Raw genomic sequence first — 515 nt, forward strand, 5'->3', positions numbered from 1 at the left:
CGCCGCCCACCCCGCCCTCGGCCGGCTCGGCCCGGGCCTGTACGACGGCCGCGCCGGGGTCGACCTCTTCCTCGCCCAGGCGGCCCACCTGCTCGGCACCGAACCCGTGGGCCCCGAACCCGTCGGCACCGGGGCCGCACCGCTCGCCCCGGACCTCCCCACCGACCTCCCGGCCGACCTCCCCGCCGACCAGGTGTCCGGCGCCGCCGGCCTCGGCACCGCCCGGCTGCTGCTGGCCCGGCTGGCCCGCGCCGACGGCCGCCCCGAGGAGGCCGAACGGCACACGGCCGTCGCGGCCGCCTGCGCCCGCCGGCTCACCGACGGCCGCCCCACCGATCCCCGGGAGGCCCCGAATCCCGGCACCGCCGCGCTCGTCGAGGGCTTCGCCCACGGCCGGGCCGGCCTCGCGCACTTCCTCCTCGCCCTGCCCGGCGCCGACGGTGCGGCGGCGGAGGCCGCCAGGCGCCTGGTCGACGGCCTGGCCGAGGACGTCCCCCGGCTCGCGACCGCGGCTC

General features: G+C 82.3%; 1 pseudogene. It reads left to right on the plus strand.

Annotation, left to right across the window (positions count from 1 at the left end):
• Positions 1-515: pseudogene (locus BI06_RS50380) on the plus strand (serine/threonine protein kinase); the annotation flags it as partial.

The organism is Kitasatospora sp. MBT66, assembly GCF_000710405.2.
Classification (GTDB): Bacteria; Actinomycetota; Actinomycetes; order Streptomycetales; family Streptomycetaceae; genus Kitasatospora; species Kitasatospora purpeofusca.